General features: G+C 63.7%; 7 protein-coding genes and 1 tRNA gene. 6 read left to right on the top strand and 2 right to left on the bottom strand.

Annotation, left to right across the window (positions count from 1 at the left end; genetic code table 11):
* The 4 genes from VGD20_RS21060 to VGD20_RS21045 all read left to right on the top strand — a co-directional run.
* On the top strand, positions 1-809 hold an 809-nt coding region (locus VGD20_RS21060), incomplete at its 5' end, for a TonB-dependent receptor domain-containing protein (RefSeq protein ID WP_331136322.1).
* Between the two features lie 86 nt (positions 810-895).
* A complete protein-coding gene (locus tag VGD20_RS21055) occupies positions 896-1,666 on the top strand; it encodes a glucose 1-dehydrogenase (protein WP_331136321.1) in 771 nt (256 codons plus the stop codon).
* A 32-nt stretch (positions 1,667-1,698) separates the two neighbouring features.
* Entirely contained in the window at positions 1,699-2,823 is a 1,125-nt protein-coding gene (locus VGD20_RS21050; protein WP_331136320.1) for a DUF5938 domain-containing protein, read from the top strand.
* A gap of 13 nt (positions 2,824-2,836) precedes the next feature.
* Positions 2,837-4,393 (top strand): AMP-binding protein, encoded by a 1,557-nt coding sequence (locus VGD20_RS21045; RefSeq protein ID WP_331136319.1) that lies wholly within the window; start codon positions 2,837-2,839, stop codon positions 4,391-4,393.
* 59 nt (positions 4,394-4,452) lie between these two features.
* Here the strand turns inward: VGD20_RS21045 and VGD20_RS21040 are convergent, their stop codons facing one another.
* Positions 4,453-6,465 (bottom strand): right-handed parallel beta-helix repeat-containing protein, encoded by a 2,013-nt coding sequence (locus VGD20_RS21040; RefSeq protein ID WP_331136318.1) that lies wholly within the window; start codon positions 6,463-6,465, stop codon positions 4,453-4,455.
* 141 nt (positions 6,466-6,606) lie between these two features.
* Positions 6,607-6,696, bottom strand: a tRNA-Ser gene (locus VGD20_RS21035).
* Between the two features lie 148 nt (positions 6,697-6,844).
* Between VGD20_RS21035 and VGD20_RS21030 the strand changes: the two genes are divergently transcribed.
* Entirely contained in the window at positions 6,845-7,906 is a 1,062-nt protein-coding gene (locus tag VGD20_RS21030) for a lytic murein transglycosylase (RefSeq protein WP_331136317.1), read from the top strand.
* The coding region (locus tag VGD20_RS21025; protein ID WP_331136316.1) for a septal ring lytic transglycosylase RlpA family protein at positions 7,890-8,503 on the top strand (614 nt) is incomplete at its 3' end. The genes VGD20_RS21030 and VGD20_RS21025, both read left to right, overlap by 17 nt.

Below are 8,503 nucleotides of genomic sequence, written 5' to 3'. Positions count from 1 at the left end.
ACGATATCATGGGCTATCTGCAATATAGCCGCGGCTATCGCAGCGGCAGCTATAACGGTCTCGCCTATCAGGGCACGAACCAGGTTTATTATATCAAGCCCGAAAAGGTGAACGCCTATGAAGGCGGCCTGAAGACCCAGTTCCTCGACCGCCGCGTCCAGCTCAACCTCGCGGGCTTCTATTACGATTATTCGAACCAGCAGACGACGCAGGTCGTCGGTGCCACCACCTTCACGCGCAGTGCCAACGGCCGCGTGTGGGGCGGCGAGGCCGAACTGACCGTCGCGCCGGTCGATGGCCTGCAACTCAATGCGTCGTTCGGTTATCTCAACAGCAAATATAAGGGCAATGTGGTCGATCCGAACGATCCCGCGACCCAGTTCACGCGCAACGTGAACGGCAATCCCTTCCCCAACGCGCCGAAGGTTACCTTCAACGCGGGTTTCGACTGGGACATCTTCGACAAGGGCGACAGCAAGCTGACGCTGCGCGGCGACGCCAGCTATATGGGCAAATATTATTTCGATGCCTTCGGCGATTACGGGCTCGATCCGTGCGACAAACCCGGCGCGCCCGGCGCGGTCCGCCCTGCGGGGGTCGCCTTTACCTGCGGCAATCCGGGATACTGGCTCGTGAACAGCCGCCTGACCTATCAGGCGAACGAGAATCTGTCGGTCAGCGCGTGGGTCAAGAACCTGACCAACAAATATTACTACACCTACGGGCTCAATATCGACGTCTTCGGGCTCGATTATCTGAACCGCGGGACCCCGCGTACCTACGGCGTCGAAGCGACCTTCAAATTCTGATCGCCCCACGCCACGGGGACCGGCGGGCACCCCTCCCTTAGCCCGCGGTCCCCGATTTGTTGCTGACCCATATTCTGGAGCATGTCATGATGCGTTTTACCGGCAAGAGCGTGCTGATCACCGGCGCCGCGCGCGGCATCGGGCTCGCCGCCGCGCAGGAGTTCGCCCGCGAAGGGGCTTTGGTGACGATTACCGATATCGACGGCGACGAGGCGGAGGCCGCCGCGGCCGCGATCCGCGCCGAGGGCCACAAGGCCGAGGCGCGGCAGCAGGATGTCGCCGACGAAGCCGCGTGGAAAACGCTGATCGCCGATATCGTCGCGCGCGAGGGCAAGCTCGATATCCTCGTCAATAACGCCGGCATGGGCTTCCTGAAATCGGTGGTCGATACTGGTCTCGCCGAATGGCAGCGGCTGATGGCGGTCAATCTGGAGAGCGTCTTCCTCGGCGTTCGCGCCGGGATCGAGGCGATGAAGGATAAGGGCGGCGTGATCGTCAACGTCGCCTCGATCGCCGCGAACGTCGCCGAGCCGCTGTTCCCGGCATACAACGCCAGCAAGGCGGGGGTCGCGATGCTGACCAAGGCGGTCGCGGTCGACTGCGCGCGCAAAGGCTGGCCGGTGCGGATCAACTCGCTGCATCCCGGCTATTGCGAGACCAAGCTCGTCGCTGACGCGGTCGGCAGCCTCGGCGAGGCGGCGAGCGATTTCGCGGCGGCGACGGTCGGCGCGATCCCGCTGGGCCGCATGGCGACGACGCGCGAGATCGCGCGCCCGCTGCTGTTCCTCGCCAGCGACGACGCGGCATACATGTGCGGAAGCGAGCTGATCGTCGACGGCGGCTACACCGCCGTCTGACCAACGAAATTATCGAAAAAGGGATTGGGGAAATGAGCGAGAAGAAACCTGTCATCGTCTATGGCGCCTCGGGCTATACCGGCCGCCTCGTCTGCGAATATCTGCGCGAACTGGGCATTCCGTTCATCGCCGCGGGGCGCGATGCGAAGCGCGTGCAGGAGGTGATGGACAAGGTCCCCGGCATCGAGACCGCCGACTATGAGGTCGTCGAGGTCGAACATAGCGTGAAAGCGCTGACCAAGCTGTTCAAGGGCGCCAAGGTCGTGTGCAACATGGTCGGTCCGTTCATCAAATACGGCCCTGAAACGGTTGAGGCGTGCTTTGCCGCGGGCACCCATTATCTCGACACGACCGGCGAGCAGGACTGGATGCTCCTCGCGCAGGAAAAATGGGGCGACGCTTTCGCCAAGAAGGGCCTGCTGCTCTCGCCGTGTATTGCGCAGATGTACACGACGGGCGAGATCGCGGCAAACATCGCGCTGGAGACGATGCCCGGGCTCGATACGCTCGACATGCTCGTGCTGTGGAAAGGTTTCCCGACCTATGCCTCGGTGCAGACGATCTTCACGATCCTGAAGGCCGACTGGTATTTCCTCGAGAACAACCAGTATGTCCAATGGCCGACGATGACCGCGACCGAATGCCACGTCCCCGGCCAGCACGCGACGGCGCTCACGCTGCCGTGGGGCGGCACCTCGCACCCGATCTGGTTCAAGCAGGATCCGCGCGTCTCGACGGTCAAGGTCTATGGCGGCGTCTTCGCGCGCGAGGTGATGGACAATGTCGTGAACATGACGAAGATGATCGACACCGATATCAAGCCACTGCCGTTCGCCGAACAGGAAGCCGCTCTGTCGAAGATGGCCGAAACGGTGCAGGGCGACATGCCCCCGCGCGAAAACCCGCGGCTCAACACCAGCATCGACTCGGTCTATGCGTCGGGCCCGCTCGGCCGCGTGCATGTGCTGATCCACGGCAATTGCAATTACAAGCAGACCGGGCTGATGCAGGCGTGGGCGGCGATGAACCTGCTCCAGCAGCCACCGCGCCGCGCCGGCTTCGCCTCGGCATGCCAGGCGTTTGGGCATCACGAGATCCTCGGTGTGCTGCGCCAGTTCGGGCTGGTGCTGAAGCCGATCGTCACGGTCAACGACTGAGGGGAGGGCGGCGATGCGGCTGGTTGACTGGCTCGACAAGGGAGCCTCGCTGGGCGCCGATGCCCCTTGCCTGACGATGGACGGTCAGAGCCTGTCCTATGCCGAGGTACAGGCGCTGACCCACCGCGTCGCGCGCGGGCTGAACGCGTGGGGGATCACGCCGGGCAAGCATGTCGCGATCCTGTCGGGCAACGATCCGGTCGCCTTCGCCTGCGTCTTCGCCATCTCGCGCGCCGCCGCGGTATGGTGCCCGATCAACCCGCGCAACGAAGCCGCCGAGAACGCCTATGTGCTCGACAACTTCGACTGCGCGGCGCTGTTCTTCCATTCGAAATTCGCCGACCTCGTCGATGCGTTGCGAAAGGATCTGCCGAAGCTGGAGGTACTCGTCTGCCTCGACGCCGGGCAGCCCTTCGCGCCTTCGCTTGACGAGTGGCTGGCGGGTGTCGCCGAAGTCCCATTCGCGGCGACGCCCGTCAGCGACCTAGCGATGCTCCCAGGCACAGGCGGCACGACGGGGCACCCCAAGGGGGTGATGCTCACCAACCGCAACCTCGAGGCGATGACCGCGCTGACCCTGATGGGCTATCCGTTCGAGGGGCGGCCGGTCTATCTCGCGATGGCGCCGCTGACCCACGCGGCGGGGGTGCTGGCCTTTCCGATCATGGCGCATGGCGGCGAGATCGTGATCATGCCGTACCCCGATATCGGCGAATTCCTGACACTGGCGTCACGGCACAAGGCGACGCATACTTTCCTGCCGCCGACGTTGATCTATATGCTGATCGACCACCCGGACCTGCCCGCGACCGACCTCTCGTCGCTGATATGCTTCTGGTACGGCGCGGCGCCGATCTCGGCGGCGCGGCTGGAGGAAGCGATCGGCAAGCTCGGCCCGGTGATGGCGCAATTGTTCGGCCAGACCGAGGCGCCGATGATGATCTCGATGATGGCGCCCAGAGATCATTTCAATCCCGACGGGACGATCGCACGCCAGCGCCTGTCGTCGGCGGGCAAGCCCGGCCCGCTCGTCCGCGTCGCGATCATCGACAGCGAGGGCAAGGAATTGCCGCAGGGCGAGCGCGGCGAGATCGTCGTCAAGGGCAGCCTTGTGATGGACGGCTATTACAGGAACCCCGAGGCCACCGCCGAGGCGACGGTGAACGGCTGGCACCGCACCGGCGACATCGGCTATCTCGACGCCGACAATTTCCTCTTCATCGTCGACCGCGCGAAAGACATGATCATCACCGGCGGCTTCAACGTCTATTCGGCCGAGGTCGAACAGGCGCTGCTCGCGCAGCCCGCGGTCCAGGACGGCGCGGTCTTCGGCCTGCCCGACGACAAATGGGGCGAGCGCGTATGCGCGGTGGTGCAACTCAGGGCAGGGCACAGCGCCGATGCCGACGAGCTCATCGCCGCGGTGAAGGCCGCGATCGGGAGCGTCAAGGCGCCCAAGGAGCTCGAAATCTGGGATGACCTGCCGCGCTCGAAGGTGGGGAAGGTGCTGAAGAAGGATATTCGTGCAGCGAAGCTGGCGGAAGCGCCCAATATTCCCGGTTGTTCCTGAACGAAGGAATGGGCGGTGAAGATCGCTCTTCACCGCCCTCCTGATGCCTTGCTACCAGGTCATGCCGCCCACGCCTTTCTCACGCGGAGCCTCGCCGTTCCCGAAGCCAGGTTGAGCGGATTCGAGCCATTCACATTCTGAATGAACCAGGACACGGTGTTGCTCGCGCTGACCCACGCAAAGATCGCGCTGCCCGCCAGATCGGCACTCCAAGCCGCCGTCGCCATGTCTCCGACGGCCGCCCCGGTCACCGTGGTCGTCTGGACGGGTGTCGGAACACCGGTTGCAAGGGCAGGGGGATCGTAGCTTGCGGAAACCGCGACCAACTGCCCTTCGGAAACGCCGGTATACTCGGCGGCGATCGTTCCCGCGCCCGCCAGAAACGCGTTCGGGCCGACCTCCATCTTGTTCAGGATGGTGTTGTTGTTGGTGACCCCCGTTCGCGTCACATTGCCTGCGGCGAGATGCGCGTTGTTCGCGATCCTCGTCGCCTGAAGCGAGCAGTTTTCGAGAAGGATGTCCGAGTCCACGACGGTCGCGGCCGATCGTGCCTGACGTGACCCGAACGTGTTTCCCTGAATCACCCCCTGTACCGGCCTGACGCGATTGTCGCCGGCAATCCTGACATTGTATGCGATCCCCATGCCCGACACGTCGGCGAACAAATTGCCCTCGATCCGAAAGGTTGGGCATTCCGAATTGGCCGTGACTTCCACTTCGACGCTCATGTATTTTTGCGACGGCGTTCCGGTCGTGGCAGGATGAAAATGATTGGAAACGATGTTCAATCCATTCGGACGCAACGCATAAATGCCTCTGTGTGCGGTATTGGTGAGGGCGTCTGCGCGGATCCAATTGGCGATGAATGCGTCGCCGTTCGACAAGAGCGACTGGATCGTTGCCTTGCCCGCACGGTTATTCTTGAACTTGCAACCGGTCACGACGAGGCCATTGTTCTGATAGGAACACAGAACTCCCGAACCCAAGGGAACGGCGGTTAGGGGGTAGCCGGTGTCGGCCGTCCCGTCGCCCGCGTCGATCAGCGTCGAATTGCTGATGATAACGTTTTCGCTCGACATCACCAGCGCGGCAAATTTGACGATCCCGTCTGTCGCGCAGTTTTCGATGCGGATATTCTCGCAATCCTGCAGGAAAAACCCGTGTCCGCAATCCGAGATATAGATGTCGCGGAACAGATTCTGCAGGACGTTGACCGCGATGACCGCGCACGATGCGATACTCCCGGCGCCGACAGCGCTGCTGACGCGCCCCTGTCCTTTGAAGCCGGAAATTTCGACCTGATACACCATCGACTGGGCTGGCGCCTTGCTACCGCCCAGATCGAAATCGATGAAATCGATGGCATGTCCATTACCCAAGGAGCCCGCGACGGCGTTTCCCTTCAGCGACATATGCGCCATGTACAGAAAATTGGCCGACGAATTGGTCTTGAGCAGCGATCCGCCGATCACGGCCGACCGGAGGATCGTTTTGCTGCGGCCCGCGCCGATCAATGCAAGGCCGCTCGGCCAGTTCAGCGACGCGCCCACATGGTAGGTTCCTGATGGAAGGATGCCCACGCCGGCGTCGAATGCCGCCTGCAGGCCAGCCGCCACCAGAGCGGGGTTTTGGGCTGCATGATTATTGGCGCGGATCAGCGCAACCTGGGCCGGCTCGATGAAGTCGAGGACCGTGGGACGATCCATGTTCACATCGGCTTGCGTCCGGACATATGCGCCCGTGCCCGCATTCAAAACGCCCACCATCGCGCTGCCCTCGCCGCCGGCAAGTTCGCCAGTGGATACCGGACGATCATAGGGATCGTCGTCAAAGACGGGTCCGCCGGCATCGACAACCTCGATCCGGACGTCGCCGGCAAAGCCGTGGTAGAGCGTCGGGATCGGATCGCCCGCCGCGACGTTTAATGGATTGCCCACCTGATTCGTCAGATTTTCGTCACTGAACAGATCGACGTCTGTGCTCGTACCAGCTTCATAGACGCGAATTGTCGTCAAGCTTGCTACGCCGCTTCCGTTGACGATGCGGTGCGGGATGTCGGTAATCTTCGCCATATTCTTCGCTCCTCGATAGTGGAAACAAAGATAGAACAGGCCATTTCCTACAACGCATCCTATTTCGTGCGACTTTGAATGAGCCGGCTGATTGCACCGTAAACAGAGTTGGGGCGCCGCCCATTCGATAGCTCGAAATTCTGGCGGACAGGGTGGGATTCGAACCCACGGTGAGCTTGCACCCACGGCGGTTTTCAAGACCGCTGCCTTAAACCACTCGGCCACCTGTCCTATGCCCGCCGCCATAGCGTGCGACCGCGCTGCGGCAAGCAAAAGATGACGGCATTCCGTCCATCGCGCGAATGACTCGGCCCGTCTCGCGCCGGGGTGGCCAAGCCGCTCGCATCTGTGCGAGACACGCCCTATGGGTGGGGACATCATGCACGCTATCAGTTTCAAAATCAGACGCCTTTTCGCTTTTGCCGCTGCTTTCTTGTCGGCGTGGCTGCTCACCGCATCGACGCCGCTGCTCGCGCAGGGCGGCGACGGCGGCTTCGACACCTATGTCCAGTCGTTGTGGCCGAAGGCGCAGGCGCGCGGGGTATCGCGCGCGACTTTCGACCGGGTGACCGCGGGGCTGACCTACAACGCGCGCGTCGTTGCGCTCGACCGCGACAACCTCGGCGCGCCGCCGAACCCCAACACGCCGATCCCGGCCTTTGCGCCATACAAGGCGAAGCATGTCGATGCCGCGCGGATCGGCGGCGGGCGGCGCGTGCACGATCGGCTGCTGCCGCTGTTGTCGCGGATCGAGGCGCGCACCGGGGTGCCGACGAGCATCATGATCGCCATCTATGGCCATGAAACCGCCTATGGGCAGGTGACGGGCAATTTCGACCTGCCCGAAGCGTTGGCAACGCTCGCCTATGAGGGGCGCCGCCGGTCGCTGTTCGAACCCGAACTGATCGCGACGATGGTGATGGTCGAACGCGGCGTGCCGCGCAGCGCGCTCAAGGGCAGCTGGGCCGGCGCGTTCGGCTATCCGCAATTCCTGCCGTCGGTCTATCTCCAGGTCGCCGAGGATGGCGACGGCGACGGCGTCGCGCGCATCTGGTCGAGCGAGGCCGATGCGATCGAATCGATCGGCTCGTACCTCCGCCGCGCCGGCTGGCGCCGCGGCCAGCCGTGGGGGGTCGCCGTGACCGTTCCCGCGGGCTTCAACCGCAGTGCGGTCGCCAATCGCCTGACCCCGACGCGCTGCCCGCGCGTGTTCGACCGTCACAGCCGCTGGCGCTCGATGGCCGAATGGCGTGCCGACGGGATTGCGCCGATCGGCGGCCGCTGGCCCGACGGCAATGTGCAGGCGACGCTTCTCGAACCCGATGGACCCGGTCGGACAGCCTATTTGCTGACTGGTAATTATCGTGCGATATTGGACTATAATTGTTCCAACTTTTACGCACTGTCTGTGGGGTTATTGGCGGATGAAATCGATCGTTAGGGGCGGGGGCCTGCTGGCCGGGGCGATGTTGATGCTCTCCGGCTGCGGCAGTTTCGATGGCAAGAGCAGCGCAGGTCCGGCGGCGGGTCCGGCGCCTGCACCGATCGCTTCGGGCGGCGTGAGCGACACGCCGGTCAAGCTCGGTGATCCCTATACGGTCGGCGGCGTCACCTATACCCCCGCCGATATCCCCGATTATGACGATGTCGGCTATGCGAGCTGGTACGGCGACGAACTCGCCGGGCGTCCGACCGCCAATGGCGAAAGCTTCGACCCCGCAGCGATCAGCGCGGCGCACAAGACGCTGCCGTTGCCGAGCTATGTGGAAGTGACCGCGCTCGATACCGGGCGCACGATCCTCGTCCGCGTCAACGATCGCGGGCCGATGGCGAGCGACCGGCTGATCGACCTGTCGCGCGGCGCCGCTGACCAGCTCGGGCTCAGCGGCGGCGTGGCCGCGGTGCGCGTCCGCCGCACGAATCCGCCCGCGGGCGAGCGCGCGCAATTGCGATCGGGGCAACCGGTGCGCGAGCGGATCGCGACCCCCGACTCGCTGCTGGCGATCCTGCGCAACAAGGCGAAGGCGCTGCCCGTTCC

Source organism: Sphingopyxis sp. (assembly GCF_036402335.1).
In the GTDB taxonomy this organism is placed as follows: Bacteria; Pseudomonadota; Alphaproteobacteria; order Sphingomonadales; family Sphingomonadaceae; genus Sphingopyxis.
Note: the sequence above shows the minus strand (reverse complement) of the source record. Positions and strands in the feature narration are given on the sequence as shown.